18 protein-coding genes and 1 tRNA gene are annotated in these 20,840 nt (G+C 60.1%); 14 read left to right on the top strand and 5 right to left on the bottom strand.

From position 1 onward, the window contains the following. The first annotated feature begins 184 nt into the window (after nucleotides 1-184). Complete coding sequence (locus tag LB566_RS05590) at nucleotides 185-1,051, top strand: SDR family oxidoreductase (protein ID WP_224623662.1); 867 nt, start codon at nucleotides 185-187, stop codon at nucleotides 1,049-1,051. Between the two features lie 366 nt (nucleotides 1,052-1,417). On the opposite strand, the gene LB566_RS30475 is transcribed toward LB566_RS05590, so the two are convergent. Next, nucleotides 1,418-3,562 carry an OmpA family protein gene (locus tag LB566_RS30475; protein WP_411910459.1) on the bottom strand — a complete coding sequence of 715 codons (2,145 nt, stop codon included), beginning with the start codon at nucleotides 3,560-3,562 and terminating at the stop codon, nucleotides 1,418-1,420. A gap of 198 nt (nucleotides 3,563-3,760) precedes the next feature. On the opposite strand from LB566_RS30475, the gene LB566_RS05575 reads away from it, so the two are divergent. After that, nucleotides 3,761-4,207 (top strand): YcgN family cysteine cluster protein, encoded by a 447-nt coding sequence (locus tag LB566_RS05575; protein WP_140550023.1) that lies wholly within the window; start codon nucleotides 3,761-3,763, stop codon nucleotides 4,205-4,207. A gap of 230 nt (nucleotides 4,208-4,437) precedes the next feature. Continuing rightward, nucleotides 4,438-4,791, top strand: coding sequence for a hypothetical protein (locus LB566_RS05570; protein WP_224623659.1), 354 nt, complete (start codon nucleotides 4,438-4,440; stop codon nucleotides 4,789-4,791). Nucleotides 4,792-5,013: 222 nt separating this feature from the next. Here LB566_RS05570 and LB566_RS05565 read toward each other — a convergent pair whose 3' ends face one another. Further along, complete coding sequence (locus LB566_RS05565; protein WP_140549984.1) at nucleotides 5,014-5,724, bottom strand: SIMPL domain-containing protein; 711 nt, start codon at nucleotides 5,722-5,724, stop codon at nucleotides 5,014-5,016. A 147-nt stretch (nucleotides 5,725-5,871) separates the two neighbouring features. On the opposite strand from LB566_RS05565, the gene LB566_RS05560 reads away from it, so the two are divergent. From LB566_RS05560 to LB566_RS05515, 10 genes are all read left to right on the top strand, one after another. Beyond that, nucleotides 5,872-5,947, top strand: a tRNA-Ile gene (locus LB566_RS05560). A gap of 677 nt (nucleotides 5,948-6,624) precedes the next feature. Then, on the top strand, nucleotides 6,625-7,770 hold the full coding sequence (locus tag LB566_RS05555; protein ID WP_224623658.1) for a glycosyltransferase family 2 protein: 1,146 nt from the start codon (nucleotides 6,625-6,627) through the stop codon (nucleotides 7,768-7,770). Continuing rightward, nucleotides 7,767-8,783, top strand: a complete 1,017-nt coding sequence (locus LB566_RS05550) for a glycosyltransferase family 2 protein (protein ID WP_224623657.1) — start codon at nucleotides 7,767-7,769, stop codon at nucleotides 8,781-8,783. Before LB566_RS05555 ends, LB566_RS05550 begins: the two co-directional genes overlap by 4 nt. After that, nucleotides 8,780-9,772, top strand: coding sequence for a glycosyltransferase family 2 protein (locus LB566_RS05545; protein ID WP_224623656.1), 993 nt, complete (start codon nucleotides 8,780-8,782; stop codon nucleotides 9,770-9,772). The genes LB566_RS05550 and LB566_RS05545 overlap by 4 nt, the downstream gene beginning before the upstream one ends. Beyond that, on the top strand, nucleotides 9,756-10,859 hold the full coding sequence (locus tag LB566_RS05540; protein ID WP_224623655.1) for a Gfo/Idh/MocA family protein: 1,104 nt from the start codon (nucleotides 9,756-9,758) through the stop codon (nucleotides 10,857-10,859). The genes LB566_RS05545 and LB566_RS05540 overlap by 17 nt, the downstream gene beginning before the upstream one ends. Next, complete coding sequence (locus LB566_RS05535) at nucleotides 10,856-11,947, top strand: NAD-dependent epimerase/dehydratase family protein (RefSeq protein WP_224623654.1); 1,092 nt, start codon at nucleotides 10,856-10,858, stop codon at nucleotides 11,945-11,947. The genes LB566_RS05540 and LB566_RS05535 overlap by 4 nt, the downstream gene beginning before the upstream one ends. Beyond that, nucleotides 11,944-13,506, top strand: a complete 1,563-nt coding sequence (locus tag LB566_RS05530) for a glycosyltransferase (protein ID WP_224623653.1) — start codon at nucleotides 11,944-11,946, stop codon at nucleotides 13,504-13,506. Before LB566_RS05535 ends, LB566_RS05530 begins: the two co-directional genes overlap by 4 nt. After that, on the top strand, nucleotides 13,503-14,501 hold the full coding sequence (locus LB566_RS05525) for a polysaccharide deacetylase family protein (RefSeq protein ID WP_224623652.1): 999 nt from the start codon (nucleotides 13,503-13,505) through the stop codon (nucleotides 14,499-14,501). Before LB566_RS05530 ends, LB566_RS05525 begins: the two co-directional genes overlap by 4 nt. Further along, the gene (locus tag LB566_RS05520; RefSeq protein WP_224623651.1) at nucleotides 14,494-15,372 is read left to right on the top strand and encodes a glycosyltransferase family 2 protein; all 879 of its coding nucleotides are present in this window, start codon (nucleotides 14,494-14,496) and stop codon (nucleotides 15,370-15,372) included. The genes LB566_RS05525 and LB566_RS05520 overlap by 8 nt, the downstream gene beginning before the upstream one ends. Then, nucleotides 15,369-16,307, top strand: a complete 939-nt coding sequence (locus LB566_RS05515; RefSeq protein WP_224623650.1) for a glycosyltransferase — start codon at nucleotides 15,369-15,371, stop codon at nucleotides 16,305-16,307. The genes LB566_RS05520 and LB566_RS05515 overlap by 4 nt, the downstream gene beginning before the upstream one ends. A 9-nt stretch (nucleotides 16,308-16,316) precedes the next feature. Here LB566_RS05515 and LB566_RS05510 read toward each other — a convergent pair whose 3' ends face one another. After that, nucleotides 16,317-17,546, bottom strand: coding sequence for an ABC transporter ATP-binding protein (locus LB566_RS05510; protein ID WP_224623649.1), 1,230 nt, complete (start codon nucleotides 17,544-17,546; stop codon nucleotides 16,317-16,319). Between the two features lie 3 nt (nucleotides 17,547-17,549). Then, nucleotides 17,550-18,425: an ABC transporter permease gene (locus tag LB566_RS05505; RefSeq protein WP_140517471.1), complete on the bottom strand. Its 876-nt coding sequence runs from the start codon at nucleotides 18,423-18,425 to the stop codon at nucleotides 17,550-17,552. Nucleotides 18,426-18,990: 565 nt separating this feature from the next. Between LB566_RS05505 and LB566_RS05500 the strand changes: the two genes are divergently transcribed. After that, nucleotides 18,991-19,980 carry an NAD-dependent epimerase/dehydratase family protein gene (locus tag LB566_RS05500; protein ID WP_224623648.1) on the top strand — a complete coding sequence of 330 codons (990 nt, stop codon included), beginning with the start codon at nucleotides 18,991-18,993 and terminating at the stop codon, nucleotides 19,978-19,980. A gap of 559 nt (nucleotides 19,981-20,539) precedes the next feature. Here the strand turns inward: LB566_RS05500 and LB566_RS05495 are convergent. Beyond that, a partial coding sequence (locus LB566_RS05495) for a c-type cytochrome (RefSeq protein WP_224623647.1) occupies nucleotides 20,540-20,840 on the bottom strand: 301 nt, incomplete at its 5' end.

Genomic DNA, 20,840 nt, shown 5'->3' with positions numbered 1-20,840 from the left:
GAACAGGAACGGCATGGCTTTCAGGGACGCCGTGCGAGTTCGCGCGCCAGTCTGCCAATCCAACAGTTTTCCGATCAGCTCGCACTATCGTCCGCAGCGTCACCATCGTCCGCTGCCGCAAGCTCTTGTATCCGGGACCGCCACAGGCAAGGATCGCGCTCCGAGACAAGCAAGCGGAGGAAAAATGTCGCTCAAGGGAAAGACGCTGTTCATCTCCGGCGGGTCGCGCGGCATCGGGCTGGCGATCGCTTTGCGCGCCGCGCGCGACGGAGCCAATGTGACGATCGCGGCCAAGACCGCCGAACCGCATCCGAAGCTGCCGGGCACGATCTACACCGCCGCTGAAGAGATCGAGCAAGCCGGCGGCAAGGCGCTGCCGGTCCTGTGCGACATTCGCGAGGAGGCGCAAGTGGCCGAAGCGGTGTCCAAGACGGTCGAAAAATTCGGCGGCATCGATATCTGCGTCAACAATGCCAGCGCCATCCAGCTCACTGGCACGCTGGAAACCGACATGAAGCGTTACGACCTGATGCACCAGATCAACACGCGCGGCACGTTTCTCGTTTCCAAAATGTGCATTCCGCACCTGAAGTTGGCCGGGAATCCTCATATCCTGAATCTGGCGCCGCCGCTCGACATGAAGGCCAAGTGGTTCAAGAACCATGTCGCCTACACAATGGCCAAGTTCGGCATGTCCATGTGCACGCTGGGCATGAGCGCGGAGTTCGCCAAAGACGGCATCGCGGTCAATTCGCTGTGGCCGATCTCGACCATCGATACCGCGGCCGTGCGCAATCTGCTGGGCGGCGCGACGGTGGCCGCGATGAGCCGTTCCCCGGACATCATGGCCGATGCCGCGCATGCCATCTTCATGCGGCCATCGCGCGACGCGACCGGCAATTTCTACATCGACGAGGAAGTGCTGCGCGCCGAGGGGATCAGCGATTTTTCGGTCTATGCGCCGGGTGCGGCCGGGCCGCTGGCCGGCGATTTTTTTGTCCCGGACGAGGTGTTTGCCAATTCCGGCACGAAGATCAGGACGGCTTTCTAAAAGATGTCTCGAGGCGCAATTCCGGATGGAACTCGGTTCCAGACTTTCCTGGAGCTGCTCTGAGCAAAAAGCCCCGCCGGAGAGGGCCGGCGGGGCTCAGTGCGTCCCGCTGGAGTCGGGACGGGGCAGGGAACGCCCGATCCTGAATCTGGGGTAGGCTACCCCGCGATTCAATGACCGGGATCTGACGCCAGGACAATTCTTGTTGAACTTGGGCCGTTGCCCACGATCTCGCCCATCCCGGTTTCGCCGGGATGGGCCTTTTACCGATCTGATTCCAGAAGCCCGCTCAAGCGTCTGGAAATGCAGACATTTGATGGATCATGATCTTTTCCGAAAGCCGGTTTCCAGCTTTCCCGACCATGGTCAGTTGTTGCTCGCCACCGGCGCCACCAGCGAGGTGATGCGGCGGATGGCGACCCGCCGGTTCTCGCGGTTGGGGCCTGAGGTGTCGACCTTCAGATATTCCTCGCCATAGCCCTGCGTGGTCAGGTTTTCAGGCGGTATGCCGAAGGCGTTGGTCAGCGCTTCGGCCACCGCTTCGGCGCGGCGGTCCGACAGAGCGAGGTTCGCCTCCGGTGTGCCGACAGCGTCGGTGTGGCCTTCGATCAGGAAGGTCTCGGCCGGGTTCTTCTTCAACAGCTTCTCCATGGCCGTGGCGACACCCTCGAGCTTCTGCACCTCGGTGTCGGAGATGGAGGAGGAGCCGAATTCGAAGTTCAGCGTGTCAAGATCGATGCGTCGGGCGATGTCGCGCACCCGTGCGGAACGCTTGACCTCGTTGATCGAATAGAGGCGCTGCACCTTCTCCACCGGCGGCTGCTCGAGGAAGGTGTAGTAGTCGTCAGGGCTTTCGACCTCTTCGGAATCGAGGATGTAGTCCCGGCGCGGAATGGTCAGCCGCATCGGTGGCAGGTCGTCGCCCGGATCGCGCCAATCATTATCGTCGTCGTAGCTTCGTTCGTCGACATAGCTCAACACATACTCATGGCCGTCGGGCATGATGCGCGACCGCTGGATGATGTCGCCGTAGCGGTTGCGGATGGTGACGATCTGCACGCCGTTGTCGCGCTCGACCGTCTCGCGCGTGCGGCCTTGCGACAGATCCTCATAGTAGACATCTCTGGCGCCGCGGGTCAGGCGCGGCCGGTCACTGCTCTGAACGTATGTCTGATCGTTGAGCTGGATGATGACCCGATCGCCGATCTCCTTGAGCACGTCGACACCCTTGGGGCGGCGGCGGTCGCGGATGTTCTCGTCCGGCGCGCGCTCGAGGCGTTTGCCCTTCTCCTCCGTGACCGGAACGATTTTTTCCGGTTTGATCTCCTGCTGGGCAGCTCTATCGTCGGTCGGAGGCGGGCCCTGGTCGACAGGAGCGACCGCGGGCTGGCGGCCCTGAGCACCGCCCTGCTGGGCGTTTTGCCCGCCATTCTGCTGCTCGTCATTCTGCTGCTCGCCATTCTGGTTGGCGGGGTTCCTGCTGGCCTGGCCGTTCTCGCCGCGGCCGCGGCGCCGGGCATCCTTCTGGCTGTCGAGAATGGGGGCAGCGTTCTTGTCGGCGGGCGTCTCGGCCTGCTCGGGGTTTTGCCCCTGGACAGGCGCGGCCTTGCCGGTAGCGGGCTGTTCACCCGTGGCCGGCTGCTCGCCAGCCGGTTGCCTGCCGTTCTTTTTCCTCTTGTCCTGGGGTTGTTCGCCCTGGGCTGCCGGCCGCTCGCCTGACGGTGTCGGTTCGGTCTTGGGTGCCTCGGCGGCAGGTGCTTCCTTCGGTGTCGGCACGGCGCTGGGCTCGGCCTGCTGGTCCTGTTTGCGCTTCTTACGCTGGTTGTCGTTGGCAGGTTCCGTTTGGGCCGCCGGCGCCTGTTCGGCCGGTGCCTGTTCGGTCTGCTGTTGCTGGTCGCGCTTCTTCCTGCGCGGTTGCTGTTCCTCGGTGGCGGGTGCTGCCTCACCGGCTGGCGCCTGCTCGGTCTGCTGTTGCTGGTCGCGCTTTTTCCTGCGCGGCTGCTGTTCCTCGACGGCGGGCGCGGCTTCACCGGCTGGCGCCTGCTCGACCTGCTGCTGGTCGCGCTTCTTCCTACGTGGCTGTTGTTCCTCGGCGGCTGGCGCGGGCTGCTGTGCGGGTGCCTGTTCGGTCTGTTGGTGCTGATCGCGCTTCTTCCTGCGCGGCTGCTGTTCCTCGACGGCGGGCGCGGCTTCACCGGCGGGCGCCTGCTCGACCTGCTGCTGGTCGCGCTTCTTCCTACGTGGCTGTTGTTCCTCGGCGGCTGGCGCGGCCTGCTGTGCGGGTGCCTGTTCGGTCTGCTGTTGTTGCTGATCGCGCTTCTTCTTGCGTGGCAGTTCCTGGTCGCTCTGCTGTGCGTCAGTCTGGGTGTCCTGGGCCAGGACCAGCGGCATTGCGCTGTCTCGCATGGGGCCGAACGCGGCACTTCCCTGAAGCGGGGATGCGCCCAACGGCGCGGATGCCATCAGCAGGCCGAGTGCCGTGCCTGCCAGAATCCGTGGTTGGCGTTTCATCGAAATTTCTCCTTGTGGGGTCCCATCCTTGCCGAAACCGATTTTAACGAAATTGGTTCCGGCAGCTCATGGTTAGGGACCGTACGGGGCGATTGGCCGGCCTTTTGAAGGCAACTTCATGTCTTTCGACGGGGTTGCCGCCCCATTCCAGCCCTTGCCCTGCTTGACCTTCGCAGCGGCTGGGGCCACATGCCGGGGATGGAAACGCCGTTCTGGAAAACAAAGACGCTGGAAGCAATGAGCCCGGCCGAGTGGGAATCGCTCTGCGACGGCTGCGGCAAATGCTGCCTCTCGAAGCTCGAGGACGAGGATACTGGCGACATCTACTGGACCAGTGTCGGCTGCCGCCTGTTCGACGCGCAGACGTGCCGCTGTTCGGACTATCACAACCGGCTGGCGCGCGTTCCCGATTGCGTCGGGCTGACGCCGCAAAATGTACGCACCATCAGCTGGCTGCCCAGCACCTGCGCCTATCGGCTGGTCGCGGAGGGGCGCGATCTCTACTGGTGGCACCGGCTGGTGTCGGGCAGTGCCGAGACGGTGCATGAGGCCGGCATGTCGATGCGCGGTCGGGTCAAGGCCAGCGAGACGGACCTGGCCGAGCCGGACGATTATTTCGACTATATGCTCGATGACGAGCCATAAGCTCGCATCGGGATGACGAGCCATAAGGCCGGTGTCCGCAAGGGCGCGCAGGACCAGGAACCTGCGAGACGTTTGGGGCACATCGTTGGAAAACCGGCAGAAGCTTCCTTTTTCCGCCACATGAACCGCCGATGAACGGCGGGTTCGTAAATAGTTCAGACAGGCGGGTGCATTCTCCCATCATAGATTTCAAGAGGACGGGCGATAGCCCGCAACAAGGAGAGAAGACCATGTTCAACACGGTGAAAACGGCAGCCCTTTCGGCACTCGTCGGCCTCGGCCCGCTGGCGGCCATTCCCGCCCATGCCGACAGCCTTTACCTGGGCTTCGGCAACAACAACGATCCGCGCTTCGGCGTCTATGCCGGCGATGACGGCTATCGCCACCGCCGCGATGAACGCCGCGACTGGCGCCGCGGCTGTTCGCCCGACTGGGCCCTGAATAAGGCCGAACGCATGGGGCTGCACCGTGCCCGCATCGTCGATGTCAGCCGCCGCACGGTCAAGGTGATGGGCCGCCAGTATGGCGACCGCGTGGTCATCGTGTTCGCCAATGAGCGTGGTTGCCCGATCATCAACCGTTGAGCCTCTAAGGCGCAACCTTCTGCGAGGGTTGGTAGCGGCATGATCCTCTGCGGGGTCAGTCGGCAGACACGACCTTCTGCGAAGGTCGGTCTGGAGTAGTGGAGCCGTTTTCCTTCGGGAAGAATGCGGCTCCAAAACCCCGCGGGAGCGATCCCGCGGGGTTTTTCATGCACCACGGCGGACGGTTCAGGGCCGGGCTCGGCCATGGACCCTCGAAGGCGCTTATTTCAGTTCGAAGGTAACGGTGACCTGGACATTGTAGACGTTCTCGCCGGCCTGCACCGGAGCCGCACCGACGGCCGCGTCGAAGGCCTTGGCGTTGATCGGCATCGGTGGCGGCGCGATATTCTGGTCAGTGATTTCGATCACCCGGCCTATGCTGACGCCGGCGGCTTCCGCCAGCGTCTTGGCCTTGGCCATGGCGTCGGCCACCGCCTTTTTGCGCGCTTCGGTGACGGTGGCAGCCGGATTGTCGTTGGTGAAGACGATGCCGCCGCCCTGGTTGACGCCCAGCGACACCGCCTTGTCGAGGATCTCACCGGTCTTGTCGACGTCGCGCACGCGCACCGACAGCGTGTTGGTTACCTGGTAGGCAATCAATTCGGCCTCCTGGCCGCCGTCGGGCTTGTTTGTGTAGTTATAGCGCGGATTGATCTGGATGCCCGCGGTCTGGAGGTCGCGGTCCTTGATGCCGGCCGACTTCATCGCGGCGATCACGGCGGCCATGGCGTCGTTGTTGGCATCCAGTGCGGCGCGCGCCGTCTTGGCTTCGCGCATGACGCTGAGCGTCAGGACCGCCAGGTCGGGCGCTACAGTCGCCGCCCCTTCGCCCGACACCACGATACGGGGCGGTGTCGGCGACTCAGCGGCCGCTGCCAGCGCCGGAAAGGCGATGGCGGCGGCGAGTGCGAGGGGCAAAAGAGGTCTGGTCATGAAAATCTCCTCGGGTAAGCATATCCGCGCCCAGCCGGGCGCACGCGGCTCCTTATGGCGCGATTATGGGCTGATTTGGACGATCGTGACCAGCGGTCCCGGAAAGCCTTGTGTCGCGATGCGAAAAACATTAATCCAGCCCGCGTGGGGCCTGTAGCTCAATGGTTAGAGCCGGCGGCTCATAACCGCTTGGTTGGGGGTTCGAGTCCCTCCGGGCCCACCAACTACACAACTACGTCACTGATTTTTCATCTATTATTTCTTTGCCCAGGCAGTGGGCTCGAAGCCGCGATAAAGTTAGATCGGATGGCGTCGAGAGCGGTTTTCGTGGGTCATCAGAAATCTTCCCGACGGGCGCACTCCCAGATGGAAGGCGAATTTCCACAGTTTTGGGTGCGATTCAGTCAGTTCGTGACATTCGTGTACGCGCTCAGCAATGAGACCGTTTTATTCTCGCGGGTACCCCGAAACGGTCGCGAATTTTCCTTATCGGATACCGCTTTTGACGATCTATCTACTCGCCATCCAGGGGCATAGATTGCAGGAACGGCAGATATTCTCGGATCCGCCACTCTGCGTGGGCGGCTCTACGCATGGGTGCGATCATTTTGGGGTCACTTAGCCAGCGGGCGGGGCGGGCTATTGCGTGAGTTTCAACCCCAAGCCGCCAGGGGCGAAAGGAAAATACGCTATGGGCTGTCGCACAAAGAGAATGGATCGGCCACCTAAGAAGGCTGGGCGAGGGGCCGTCCAGTGTGCGTGGCCCAAAATGTTAATGAGCCGGACAGCGACCGTTTAGCAGTACATGCAGAGCTCAGAGGCCCGGTGACAGTGAAGGGAAGTGGCCGCACTAGGGAGAGCTGTTCTACGAGCAACTCACAATGTCCTACTCACGCATTTGTGGCCGTTATTATCCCCGCCTACAACGCAGAACAATTCATCGAACGCACCTTGGCGTCGGTGACAAACCAGACCTACAGAAACATCGAGATAATAGTCGTTGACGACGGTTCGATTGATGAAACTGCATCAATCGTCCGCCGACTATCTAATGACGATCCGCGTATCAAGTTGCTCCAACAGAAGAACAGCGGCGTCGCGTCGGCGCGGAATACGGGGATACGTGCAAGCAAGGGCATCTACATAGCGCCTATAGACGCCGACGATCTCTGGCACCCAACCAAACTCGAAAAGCAGCTGCGTGTTTTCGCTGCAGCAGGCAATGATGTCGGGCTTGTCTATACGCTTTACCGGACGATTGATGCCGATGATAGGGCGATCATTACGCCTAAGCGCACGCACCCGCACGGATGGGTATTCATGCAGCATCTCGGACAGAACTTTATCGGTCACGGAAGTTCGGCAATGTTCCGGCGCGATGTCTTGCTCGAAATGGGCGGCTATTCCTCGCGACTGCGCGAAAACGGTGCGGAGGGTTGTGAGGACTTCTTCCTCCAATTGAGTATCGCCTCGAAATACCGGTTCGATGTCGTCATGGAGCACTTGGTCGGATACCGCCGAACGCCAGGGGCTATGTCGCAAGATTTCGTCCGAATGCTCATCTCGCGTCGGATGGTGCTCGAGAGCCTCTTTGCTCGCTGCACCGAGGTGGTGAGCCCGATCCTATCGGATGTGATGTTCCGTAACGATGTCGAGATCGCCAGGCTCGGGCTTAAAAGGCGCCGCTTTGCTGCCGTCGCCATGAACTTCGCCAGGGTGCTCTGGCGATCGCCCTCGCAGTTCGCGAAAGTCGCCGGTGCGACGCTTGCCATTTTCCGGCGCAAGGCGAAGCAAGGAACCAAGCTGGAACGCGAAGGCCGCAGCTCGGGGATCGGGAAATCGTTCTGGGACTACGCTGTCGATGAGTTTTTTGATCGGGGCGAGAATACCGATTACCGCGCCTTGCTCAACAATCTGGCTGTAATGGACAGCAAACTTGGACCCTGCGGAGGCTATTTGGCGCAGCATCCCGAACGAGGAACCTTTGCAGCGCCCCAGGAGGGCGGCGACTCAGACAGCCTGTTTCTGCTTCGAGGCTTGGAATGAAGAAGCTGCTGCTGTCGAAAGAGCAGTCGTCATCGGGTCGCAACTTGGCCCAGGGGGCAGAATGCGTTTTGGAGCGGACGGTGAATGAACCGACGGTCAGTGTGACCGTCCTCATTGTCACCTACAATCACGCACGCTACGTAGCGGCAGCGATCGACAGCGTTCTCATGCAAGACACGGAATTCGGTGTTGAGATCCTGATCAGCGAAGATTTTTCGACGGACGGTACCCGGGAGATCGTCGAGCGGTATGTATCCGATTATCGCGAAAGACTATCGGCGATCTATTCTGGCAGCAATTTGAGATCCAACGAGGTCGTTGCGAGAGGACTCCGGGTTGCGCGCGGGCGCTATGTCTCGATCCTTGATGGCGACGACCTGTGGACATCCAAGACCAAGCTGCGAGATCAGGTGGCCCATCTTGACGCGCATCCTGAGCTCTCGGCCATATTTTACAATGCGCTCGTGGCGCACGGCGACGAGATCACGTCGTGGCGGTGGACGCCACGTGATCAGAAGCCCTTAATCACACAAAGGGAGATCTGGGAAGGCAATCCCTTCGCCACTTGCGGCGGTATGATGCGAACGGCGTGCGTTCGGGATGTACCATCGTGGTATGCAGATTTCTTTCCGATTACTGACTGGCCGCTGTATGTCCATTGCGCAAAGACAGCAGACCTCGCTTTTGTCGACGAGGTGGCAGGTATCTATCGTCTGCACCCGGGTGGGCTTGTATCGGCGCTGCCAGGCCCGCTCAGGCTTGATGCGATCGAGGGATTCTACCGGCGAATGGCGAATGTCATGGATGCCCGTGGGGCACAGTTTGCCCGTGGCGGCTGTTCCCGCTACTTTTACGAATGGTCGAAGCAGTATCTGAACGAAGGTGACTTGCCGTCGGCCAGATCGTGCTTCCTGCGATTGCTGCGAAGCGGCAGTGGCGGAAACAACGTGCCGAAACGCGATATCGCGCGGTTGGCACTGCTCCTGCTGAAATCCTCGGTGCTCGGGAGATGACGGCTTTCCGCAACTTCGAGAATCGGGATCCGGTCCCGTCCTTGCCACAGGCGGCTGTTCGTCCGAAGTGGTCGGTGATGATCCCCGTCTATAATAGCGCTCGCTTTCTTGCCTCAACGCTGCAAAGCGTGCTCGCGCAAGCCCCTGACCCGGCTCATATGCAGATCGAAGTGGTTGACGATTGTTCGTCCGACGATCCGCAAAAAGTCGTGAACGAAATCGGGGGAAGGCGTGTCGGCTTTTTCCGCCAGCCCCAAAACCTCGGCCATATCGGCAACTTCCACACCTGCCTGAACCGAGCCCAGGGGGAACTTGTCCATCTTCTGCACGGCGACGATGCCGTCCGACCAGGATTCTACGAATTGCTCGGTCGGGGTTTCGATGCGGACCCGAGAGTAGGAGCGGCGTTCTGCCGGACGGTCTTCATGGACGCCCATGGACAGGAGTTGTCGATCGAACCTGCAATGCAGTCAATCTCCGGACGGCTTGAGAATGCGGTGGTGCGACTGGCGCTCGAACAGCGCATCATGACGCCGTCCATCGCGGTCCGACGCGCGGTCTACGAAGAACTCGGCGGCTTCGACCGGCGGCTGAAATGCAGCGAAGACTGGGAGATGTGGATACGCATCGCTTCTCGTTTTCCCGTCTGGTACGAACCGCGAGCCCTTGCCCTTTATCGGATGCACCCGCAATCGAACACAGGACGCCATATCCGGAGTGCCGGGGACATGGCTTACACGCGAATGGCGATTGATATTTTCAAGAGCTATCTTCCAAGCGACCTCGCGGACGATGTCGCCGCATCGGCTCGGCGGACCTATTCGCAAAGCGCTCTCGAAACCGGGCGGCGGCTGCTTGGCTCCGGTGATTGGGCTGGATGCCTCGCGCAAATGAGTGAAGCCTTCCAACTCGATCCGTCGCTCAAGACAATTGGACGTATGCTGCGACTCGTTGCGAAGCAGGGAGGCGAGATTGTCCGCCCAAATTGAAACTGTGCAACGGCAGCCAGCACGGCTGCGGCAAGGTGAGCCTGTCCGTCTCGTTTTGGCCGGATGTGGCGCCGTCACGAAGCTCTACTATGCGGAAGCGCTGTCGCGCCTTCAAGGCAGAGGCCAGATCGCAGTCGCAGGGATCTTTGATCCCGAAGCGAAATCCGCCGCGGTCGTACAGGCGCGGCTGCCCGGAGCGAAGGTTGCAGCCAGTTTCGACGGCCTTTTGGCTGTGGGCGCCGATGTGGCGATCATCGCTTCCCCGCCTCGATACCATCTTGATCAGTCGATGCAGGCGTTGCGGGCCGGCATGCATGTTCTATGCGAGAAGCCGATGGCCACGAGCAGCTCCGACGCGGATCTTATCCTCGCGGCAGCGGCAGCCAACAACCTACATGTGGCGACAGGCCTCGTCAGAAGGCAGTTCCCTGCCATCCGATCGATAAAGGCCATGGTCGAGGGCGGATTGATCGGAAAAATCCAAAGTGTTTGTTGTTTTGAGGGTGGCCCTTTCCAGTGGCCTGTCGCTTCGACGAGCTATTTCAGCCGCGCGGAATCCGGCGGTGGCGTGCTTCAGGACATAGGTACGCACTGCCTCGACCTCCTGACCTGGTGGTTCGGAGAGCCCCATGAAATCCACTACGCCGATGACGCAATGGGCGGCGTCGAGGCGAACTGCCTTGTCCGGTTAGGTTTTGGCGGCTTCGAGGCAACGGTCCGGTTGAGCCGTGATTGGGCTCGTCCGAACCTTTACCGTCTTGAGGGCGAACGTGGCTCGATTTCCTGGGCAGTCAATGAGACTGAGCTTGTAGAGATCGCCTTGAAAGGATGCCGCACGACAGCCACCGCCTCCTTCACCAACACCGACGGCGGATCGCGCGATTTCGTCGACGCGTTCTGCGATCAGATTTCGGACTTGGTCGACACGGTCCGAAATGGAATCCCCCTTTCCGGGTCAGCCACAGCGGGGCGCAACGTGCTCAAGCGAATCGAGGAATGCTATGCCAGACGGAAACGGCTGGACATGCCTTGGCTCGGAGCAGAAGACTTTCGCCACGTCATTGCTTCCGCCGAGACCAGACAATGACCGGCACTGTTGCCGTGCTTGGCGCCAACGGCTTCATAGGTTGCCGGACCGTGGAGTTGCTGCATCTTTCCGGCTGGGCAGAGGTGAGGCCGATCGTTCGCAGGCCGAGTGCTTTCGCCAGCCTGTCTCGCTTTGCGATCGATGGAAGAGTGGCGGACGCGCATGACGTTCCTGCTCTTACCGCGGCCCTTCTTGGCTGTCAGTCCGTTGTTCATGCAGTTGCTGGTGATACTCGCACGATCGTCGATGCCGTGGAGCCTGTCTATCGTGCCGCCGCCGCTGCGGGCGTCGTTCGCCTGGTCTACCTCAGTAGCGCATCCGTTCACGGCCAATCGCCGCCGCCCGGGACGGACGAAACGAGCGCGCTGCACGACTGCCAGACGGTCGAATACAACAATGCCAAGGTTCGTGCTGAACGTCGTCTCGGAGAATTGTCACGGGACGGTGCAATCCAGGTGGTGGTGCTGCGGCCCGGAATTGTCTTTGGCCCGCGCTCCAGCTGGACGGGGGGCTTTGCCAACGATCTCCTCGACGGCTCTGCCTATCTGGTGGATGGCGGCCATGGCATCTGCAACAGCGCTTATGTCGACAATGTCGTTCATGCGATCAAGCTTGCGATCGAAGTGCCCGAGGCGGCTGGGCGAACCTATCTGGTCGGGGACCGCGAAAGGATAAGTTGGGCAGATCTTTGCCGCCCGATCGCCGAGGCATTGGGCGTCGACCTGGCTGCGATTTCGGTTTCCGCGCCATTGTCATTCACACCGAACTGGACACAATGGCTGAGAGATGGCGACCTATACCAGCGGCTTGTCCGAAGCCTCCCGAAACCCGTTCGCAGTGGACTAAAGGTAGGCTATGCCGAGTGGCGGAAGTCAGGGCTCGATCAGCCGCCTACGGCTCCAAAGATCAGGATATCTGAAGAACGTGCGCTGTTGCACCGGTGTCGGGTGAAACTCCCGTCGGCCAAGGCCGAGCGCGAGCTCGGATACCAACCGGTGGTCGGCTTCGAGGAGGCATGTCGGCGATCAGTCGCATGGCTAACCTTTGCCGGCTATCCGACTGCGCGGAGCCAAGTGGGCGAGAGATGACCGCCAGACCCGCCGCAGCCTGTGTCTCGGTTGTCATTACGACCTATAACCATGCTCGATTTCTCGCGGAAGCGATCGACAGTGTCCGGAACCAGAGCGTGCGGCCCGATGAGATCATCGTTGTGGACGATGGTTCGTTGGACAATCCCGAGAATGTCGTTCGCCGGTATGTCGACGTCCACTACATCCGCCAAAAAAACCAGGGTTTAGCCGCTGCCCGCAACACGGGAATGAAGGCAGCACGTGGCGAATTCATCGCGTTCCTCGATGCCGACGACAGGCTGCGCCCGACGGCGCTCGCCACCAATCTTGCTTTGTTCCATGACAGTCCGGATTGCGCCTTCGTCTATGGAGCCTATTGCTACATTGATGAGGCCGGCGCAGTCAGGAATTCAGTTCCGCTGAGGCCGGTGGGAGAGGACCCGTATGCCGGATTCTTGACCGGCAACCTGATTGGAATGCATGCGACGGTGCTCTATCGCCGTAGCACATTGGAGGCCGCTGGCGGATTCGACCGATCCCTGCGGGCTTGCGAGGATTACGACGTCTACCTTCGCCTGTCCCGGGCAAACAAGGCCGCATGCAGCCCGGCGTGTCTCGCAGATTACCGCAGGCACGCAACGAATATGTCCAACAGCAATCCGATGATGTTGCGCGCGGCGCTAAAAGTCCTTGGCCGGCAGAGGAGTCTTGTGCAGGCCAATCCAGACTGGACGGCCGCCTACCATCAGGGCGTCGAAAATTGGAAACGCTACTATGCGCACATGCAACTGGGACAGCTTAGTACAGCGGTTCGATCCCGTTCTTCGCTCGGCGGTCAGCTCCTGAACACCATTGCCGTTTCGCTCGCAGCGCCCTTGCAGACCACCATGATGCTGCAGCAGCGGTTCAAGGGTTGGTCAAGTCGGCGCCGCTCGGGCGTCCGGTTCGGTGACCTCAGCCGCCCGCTGCCCTTCAGTACAAATTTCGGTTTTGATCGCGGCAAGCCGGTGGACCGCCGCTATGTCGAGACTTTCCTCGCATCATGTTCGCTGAACATATCCGGCAGGGTTCTGGAGATCGGCGACAGCGCCTATACGACCCGCTTCGGAGGCAATCGGGTTGCCAGGAGCGACGTTCTAAACCGATATGAAGGTCACCCGTTGACGACCTTGGTGGGCGATCTGGCCAACGGCGACGATCTGCCGTCCGAAACATTTGACTGCATCGTGCTCACCCAGACCCTTCATCTCCTTTTCAATATGCCTGCCGCGGTTGCAACCCTATGGCGGATGCTGAAACCGGGAGGCGTGCTCCTGGTCACGGTGCCTTGGGTAAGCCCGATTGACCGAGGAGAATGGGGCGAGAGCTGGTTCTGGTCGATAACCCCGGCGGCCCTGGGACGGCTTCTCTCAGACAGGTTCGGGGCGCAGAATGTCGAAGTCCGTCACTATGGAAACGTCTATTCGGCTACCGGGTTTCTCTATGGCTTGGCAGAACATGAGCTGAATTCGGCAATGCTCGATGTGCATGACCCATGTTGCCCCGTGATTGTCGCCGCGCGCGCTTTCAGGCGATGAGCGGCGTGACAGTGCGTCAAACTCTCAGCAAGCTCTTGCGACGGGGCCGATTGCTTGCCGGTTACAATCGGCCGCTCGTGCTGATGTATCACCGGGTCGGAGAACCGCTGGTCGATCCTTGGGAACTTTCGGTCTCGCCACAAAATTTCGCACGCCAAATCGAAACCCTGGCAGAGGCACGCGATATTGTTCCCCTGCAATGGCTGGCACAACGGCTTCGGGACGGAAAGCCACCGAGAAATGCTGCGGCAGTCACCTTTGACGACGGTTATGCGGATGTCGTCCAAAATGCCGTGCCGATCATGCTACGCATGAACGCTCCTGTGACCGTCTTCGTCACCACCCATGCGCTCACCGATCCCTCAGTGTTCTGGTGGGATATTCTGTCGCGCATCACTTTGGAGACGCCTGCTCTCCCGGAGAGGCTGGCGATCCAGATCGCAGGCCGAAACTATGATTGGCTCGTGACGGAGGACGCCACGCGCGCGAAATCGAATCTCGCCATCAGTCGCACGGCGCTCCATTTCGGCTTACATGCACTGCTGAAGCCGTTGAGAGTACACGAACGGAGGAGGGTGCTGCAGCAGCTGGCAAGATGGGCAGGAACCGACGCCAGCCCCCGAAGGCGTGACCGCGCCATGACTCATTCGGAGCTGCGGCATCTCGCCGACACCGATGGCGTTTCGATCGGTGCCCACACCTGCACGCATCCGTCCCTGCCGTTGCTGAAACGGGACAATCTTGAACGCGAGATCTCCGCTAGCCGCCAACGATGCGAAGAGATCACAGGGCGGAGGGTGTCGGGATTCGCATACCCCTTCGGAGACTTCGACGACAGCACCGCCAAAGCGGTAAGATCTGCTGGCATGGACTATGCAGTAACCACCCTGCCGCGTGAAGCTGGGCCCAGGGTCGATCCCTTCCGACTGCCGCGGGTCACGGTCGCTGATTGGGGTGAGATAGAGTTCCGACGTACGGTGCTATGCCATGGCTGACCATGCATGCGGAAAACCGCGCGTCACGGCAATCATCGTCGTGTTCAACGGCGAGAGATATCTCCGGGAAGCTATTGACAGCGTTGTAGGTCAAAGCTTCACCGACTGGGAACTCCTCGTCGTCGACGATGGCTCGACGGACCGGTCATCTGTCATCGTGCGTGACTATGCGCAGCGCTCGCCAGGCAAGGTGCGACTACTCTCTCATCCCGACAATGGCAATCATGGTATTAGCGCGTCGCGCAACCGCGGGCTGGCCGAGGCGAGGGGCGACTATGTCGCGTTTCTCGATGCAGACGATACATGGCTGCCCGAAAAGCTGTCCGAACAAGTCTCCATCATGGAAAGCGATTCGGCGCTCGGCCTAATCTACGGCCGGACGCTGATCTGGCACAGCTGGGAAGAGGCTGCTGGCCGTGCGGACTACTATTACCCGCTCGGAGTCGAACCAAACGCCCGATACGATCCGCCCGTGCTGCTGGAGCTGCTGCTGCAGAACCAGGCTCAGACGCCGACTACTTGCAATGCCCTCATGCGTTCGAGCTTGTTCGCAACCCTCGGGGGATTCGAAAACAGTTTTCGCCTGATGTTCGAAGACCAGACATTCTTTGCGAAGGCGCTCGCATTCGCGCCCGTCTACGTGTCCGGCCGAACCTGGGCGAGATACCGCCAGCACGTCGAAAGCTGCTCTGCTGCTTCTGCCAGGGCAGGCACTGACGAAGCCGTGCGTATCACGTTTCTCAAATGGCTGAATGGGGTGATGGCGGATCAGGGCGCCTCCTTCCGCATTCGTTCCGCAATCTGGAGAGTGCTCGCGCGCGAAACCTGGAAGGCGAGCAAGCGAAGCATTGCGAGACGGCTCCAGCGATGACTTCCGTGCCGCGGGTGACGATCATAACCCCCTTCCTCAATGCGGCGTCAAATCTGGGCGAAGCGATCGCCAGCGTCCGAGCCCAGACGGTTGCGGATTGGGAGCTCTTGCTGGTCGACGACAATTCGACGGACGACAGTGTCAGGATCGCCAATGATGCCGCGGCAACCGATCCCCGAATTAAAGTGCTGCGCAGGCCTCCCGGATCCAAGCGTGGCGCCGCGGCAGCGAGAAACGCCGGAATAGCGGCCGGCTGCGGCGATTTTCTCGCCTTCCTGGATGCAGATGATTTGTACGAGCCGCATATGCTGGAGACGGTCCTGGCGGCAGCTGATGCAAACCCGGATGCCGCAATGATTTTCGGGCCGACCAAATGGTGGTACCCGGATGGAGCGCGCTCCGACTGGATCGAGCCGACGGACGGACTTGCCGCACGCTTGCATCAGCCCCCCAGGCTTCTGGGGCGGCTTCTGCTGATGCAGGACGGCCACGTTCCGTGCACCTGTTCCGTGCTCTTGCGGAGAAGCGCGATTAGCACGGTTGGTGGCTTTGAGGAGCAGTTTGATCTCTATGAAGACCAAGCTCTGTGGGCAAAGCTATTCCTGCGATTCCCAGCCTTTATCACTCCTGTAACTCTCGCACGTTACCGGCAGCATTCCGGTTCGGCCTCGGCGATTGCCACTGAGCGAGGGCTCTACGATCGGATGGGGAAACACCCCGCCCGCGTCGCTTTTCTTGACTGGATCGCGGAGCATGTGATGGAAAGTGGAACGCGGGATTTCCGCCTTCAATTGGCGCTGCGGCTGGCACGCGCGCCCTATGTCACGCCTGCAACGATCGGAAGCAAATCCGAACGGCTTGCCCTGAAGATCATGATGTGGATAGCAAAGCAGCGGCGCAGGGTTCGGCGACAGCTTGCGCACGTGGCCAGGTGAAAACAGGCGTCACTTCCTGACCACCCATCGATGCGGGAAGCTGACATTGCCAAAGCCAGGCTGGGCGCTGACCGGTCGATCGTCGAGCAAACCGGGCATGACATCGAACACAGCGGCCGTCTCGACATGGTCTTCGACCACCCTGTCGTCCGCCACCAGCGCCACGTCAATCCTGTAGCGCCCTGGTCTCAGCATAAGGCTGTCCACATGTACCATGTAGACTTCGCCCTGACGGTCATGCAGGGAATGCTCCCGGCTATCAAATGAGGTGACAGGATCCCCGAGATCATCAATTATAGTCACAAGGCACTGCAATGTTTCGCGCGGCCCATCCACCTGAAGCCGAAAAGTTGCCGGTTGCCCGGATGCGACGGCGCCCATCTCATTGAAGACTTCGATGCCGACCACACGGAGGCGGCCGCGCCCGGTGCGCGTGGATCGCACACTCAGATCGGTTCCTGCACGGGCCTCAAGCGTCTGGAGATAATCCCGGACCACGTCCTGAGTCGGGCCGTCCGCCTGGATCATCCCACCGTCGATAAGGATTGCGCGGGTGCAAAGTCGTTGCAGAACCGGCATCTGGTGACTGACGATCAGCACGGTGCGGCCTGTCCCGGCGATGCTCGCTGCCTTGGCAATGCATTTCTTCTGGAACGTGGCATCGCCGACAGCCAAAACCTCATCGACCACCAAAATGTCGGGATTGACGTGGGCGGCAATCGCGAAGGCCAGACGCAAGTACATGCCGCTTGAGTATCGTTTCACAGGCGTATCGAGAAACGGCTCGACCCCGGAGAAATCCACGATCTCGTCAAGCTTGGAATTGATCTCGACGCGCCGCATGCCGAGTATGGCCCCGTTGAGATAAATGTTCTCACGGCCGGTCAGTTCGGCATGGAACCCCGTGCCGACCTCCAGCAAAGCTCCCAGCCGTCCGCGTATCGTCGCGCGGCCGGAAGTCGGCTCCACGATCTTCGCCAGTATCTTGAGAATGGTGCTCTTTCCTGCACCGTTGGGACCGATCACGGCAAGGACTTCGCCTGCGTGCACCTCGAAGGAGACGTTTTTCAATGCCCAGAACGGCTCGTCCGCACCTTTGCGGTGGCTTGTATCGGCCTCCCCGCGGAGGCCCCGCCTTTTGCTGGCGAGCGCGTCTCGCAGCGTGGGGAAGCTGTTGTTCGCCACACCAAGTCTATACGCCTTGGAGAGATTGGCAGCCTGAATCACGATGTCGGTCATCACTCAGATCAGGTCCGGAAACGCGCGTTCGGATTTTGAGAAGATAGTCAGTCCGGCAACGAGAAGAGCTAACGAGGAGAGCGTTGATATCGAGATCATGAGCCAGTCCGCAGGCGTGCCCAGTACGCTCCAGCGGATGGCTTCGACTGTCCCAACCATTGGGTTTAGACTATAGAGCGGCCGCCACAATTGAGGGACGAGATTGGCTGGATAGACGATCGGCGTCATGAACAGAAGTATCTGAAGGCTGAACGGCAACAGATAGCCCACATCGCGAAAGCGAACGTTGATCGCCGACAATGCCACGCCCACTCCAGTCGCTGACGCAGCCATTACGAGCACGAACAGCGGCAAGAAGACTGCTTGTGGTGCCGGCCAGCTTCCGAATGCCAGCATGGCGGCGAACAAAAGAGCGAAGCCGACGAGCATATCGGTCAGGCATGAGGCCATCGTGGAGATGGGAATGATCAGACGCGGGAAATAGACGCGTTTCACCAGTTCCTGGTTTCTGACGAGGCTGCCCGTCATGCTGGCGACGGCTCGCGAAAAAAAACTCCATGGCACAAGCCCACACAGAACAAATAGCGGGTATGGCGCGCCGTTGGACGAAATGCCTGCGAGCTTGCCGAAGAAGATGCTGAAGACCGACATAGCAACGAGCGGCTGCAGCATTGCCCAAAGGATGCCCAGATAAGTCTGCCGGTATTTGACCTTGAAATCACGCCAGGCCAGGAAGAACACAACTTCCCGATATCGCCAAAGCTCGGAAGGTTCGAACAGTCCTCGCTTGCGGGACGGATCGATGATTGTCACGACAGCTGATTGTGCGCCTGTCCGGTCCGACACGATGATGGCGTCCGCCTCCCTTGACAGCCCCATTGAGGCCTACATTTCCGCGCAGTGCAATCAGCACTTTTGATGGTGCCTGTCGTTCCACGACCCTCACCATTCGAGAGCGCATAGCAGCCGCCCATAATGCTCGACCAGATCCTTCGGAGGCGCGAGATCGCGCCGCATATTCCCCGTTGCTCGATAAGTCCAACCGGACGGAGGGACTTTATGTTCGATCCGGATGCGAACGAACACCTGCCCGGGCCGTCTGAGTTCTACCGCTATTCTCCCACCTGTGCTGGGTTTGTCGAGGATATATTTCCCTATTGAACCTGTGGTGATGTTATGCCCATCGAAGATCGAAGATAGTCAGGCTACAGAAATCTGTCGTTTTTACAGTGTAGTGTATGCACTGCACCGCTGGTGACAGGGTCCTTAAGATGTGCCATTGTCCAATGGGGTGGTACTATTTGCGCGGATTTGGGTTGTTCGGGCGATGCGCGTTGCGCGAACCATCATTGCGTGGAAGGAGTGACATCTCATTGGCAATTCAGACGGCTTGACGAGTCAGCGTTCATAGCTCCTGAGCAAGCTGCAAAGCTTTGGGTCGGAAATGAAAAGTGTTCTTGTCGCGGGAGCAGCCGGGTTCATCGGATCCCATCTGGTTGATAGACTGTTGTTAAGGCAAGAAATAAATCGAATTGTTGCTGTTGACAATTTCTGGACTGGTACGCGTGCCAATTTAGATCATATCGCCGACCCTCGCTTGGTCGTGGTAGATGTGGCTGTTGAAGATTTTCAGCAGGGGAGCCTTTTTGACGAGATCTATCATCTCGCCTCACCTGCTTCGCCTCCTTGGTACATGCAAGATCCGGTAAGAACCATCTCGGCCAACGTAATAGGAACTATGCGGCTTCTGGCCCTTCTTCGCGCCGGGGGCCGCTTCTGTTTCACGTCCACGTCTGAGGTTTACGGCGATCCGCTGGTGACGCCGCAACCGGAAACCTACAGGGGCTCCGTTGATTGCACGGGGCCGCGCTCATCGTATGACGAAAGCAAGCGTTGCGCCGAGGCCCTGCTTTTTGAGAGTAACCGATTGAGCGGGCTCGACATTCGAGTTGCAAGATTGTTCAACGTCTACGGACCGAGGACACGACCTGACGATGGACGTGCAGTATCAAATTTCATCACGAATGCGCTGTTCGGCAAACCTATAATCGTTTTTGGCGACGGCTTGCAGTCGAGGAGTTGGGGATACGTCAGCGATATCGTGGACGGCCTAGAGCAATTCTTCTGGGGGGAGGAGCATGGTTATATTGGTCCCCTGAACATCGGGAACGATCGTGAGATTTCCGTTGTCGATGTTGCCCGTTACGTCGCGGGCTTGGTGCCAGGCACCAAAATCGTGCATGTTGATCCGATCCCCCAGGATCCGACGAACCGCTGTCCGGACTTAACTCTAGCGCGCAGGATCATCCCCGGCTGGGCCTGTCAAATACCTCTTGAAGAGGGTGTGCGCCTCACCCTGGATTGGTTTCGCCGCCAGCAACAGAAGGACTTGTCCAGTGTGTCCTCGGACTCGATGGCTGCCGCATCGGTGTGAGTGGGATCCGCCCCGACAAAATGTGACCGGAAAGCTCCGCCCGCGGCAATGCATGCTTCCCCAGCAATTCCTCCAACGCGTGGTCGGCAACCTTATGGGTGTTCGAGCGGCGCGGATGGCCTCGGCGACGATCCCAGTTCGTGATGGTCACACCTTGCGCTGGCAAGTAATAAGGCCCGTACGACCGGAAGGCTGGGCGATCAGAGGCAGTGGCATGTCTTGATCAGGAAGATTACTCCCACAACGTAAGGCAGGGCTAAAAGCCCCAAGGCGATCCAGAAGCCTGGTTCGGCCATTGCGGCGAGATCTGACAGAAGTTGCTTCATGTCGCCTCGGTCCACGCCCCTAATCGCTCCGCATCCGATCCACAAGGAAAGAGCCCGCTCTTGAGGGAGGGGGAAGCGGGCTCTTGGCTGGGGCTTATGACCCAGCAGCACGGCGGACCTGAATTTGTACTGCGCCGGCTGCTGTCCAAACCGTAATCGGGCAGCTTTGTTCCCCGTCGTCGGCTATGGTCCTGGGCGCAGCCCGTGGTTCCGCCGAGGCGGCGAAGACTGGTCTATCTCAAAGCATAGAGATAGGCGGCGATGTCACGCGCTTGCTGTTCGGTGATGCCGGTGGAAGGCATGGCGGTGTGCGGATTGATGTCCCTTGCTGACCGTATCCAGCGGATCATGTTCTCCGGATTGTTGGCCAGTACGCCGCCAATATAGATCCTGTCAGATAGACTGGCGTCCAGGCGCGGGCCGACGTGGCCTACCGCACCGGGTACACCGGTGATGGTGTGGCAGCCGGCGCAGCCATTCGCCAGCATGATCGGTACCGCACGTGCACCGACGCCGCCGGTAGCGGCGTCCGCC

Origin of the sequence: Mesorhizobium sp. CA13, from assembly GCF_020165235.1 — a bacterium.
In the GTDB taxonomy this organism is placed as follows: Bacteria; Pseudomonadota; Alphaproteobacteria; order Rhizobiales; family Rhizobiaceae; genus Mesorhizobium.
This window is presented reverse-complemented; position numbering and strand designations above follow the sequence as displayed.